Annotated in this window: 1 protein-coding gene; it reads left to right on the forward strand. The window is 78.7% G+C overall.

All coding sequences use genetic code 11. From position 1 onward, the window contains the following. On the forward strand, positions 1–456 hold a 456-nt coding region (locus ABD308_RS11250; RefSeq protein ID WP_344331827.1), incomplete at its 5' end, for a DUF5682 family protein. Positions 457–662: the final 206 nt, after the last annotated feature.

Here is a 662-nt window from a genome sequence, read left to right on the forward strand (position 1 = left end):
CTGCTGGACGACGGCCGGCTCGACTCCGCAGAGGCCGGACGGCGGCTCGGCCTGGTGCTGTCCACCGCCAACAGCCCGGCGGACGCCGCCGGTTGGATCGAGGGCTTCCTGACCGGGGGCGGCGCGCTGCTGCTCCACGACCCCCGGCTGCTCGGCCTGCTCGACGGCTGGCTGACCGGTGTCCCGGCGGAGGTCTTCACCGATGTGCTGCCGCTGCTGCGGCGGACCTTCACCACCCTGGAGGCCGGGGTCCGGCACACCGTCGGCAGCCGGGTGGCGGCCGGCCCGCTCGGCCCGGGGATCGCCGAACCGGCCGGGGAGACCGCCGAGTTGGACCGCGCGCGGGCCGACGCCGCACTGCCCGTGGTCGCCCTGCTGCTCGGGCTGCCGACCGGTGGCGGGGAGCCGGGCGAGCGCCCGCGGATCCCCCGGCAGGCCGGCGACCGCGACACCTGACGGCGCCCGCCGTCCCGTCCCGCCGTCCCGCCGTCCCGCCGTCCCGCCGTCCCGCCGTTCCGTCCCACCACCGAACGCGCACCGCGCATCGCACCGCAGACCGCACGCAGAGGAGCCACCGATGGCAGTCAGCACCCCCGGCACCGCGCCCGCCGCCGACCCCGGCACCTCCACCGACGAGCGGCTGCGCCGCTGGCGGCTGGTCC

The organism is Kitasatospora putterlickiae (genome assembly GCF_039527695.1).
GTDB classification, from domain to species: domain Bacteria; phylum Actinomycetota; class Actinomycetes; order Streptomycetales; family Streptomycetaceae; genus Kitasatospora; species Kitasatospora putterlickiae.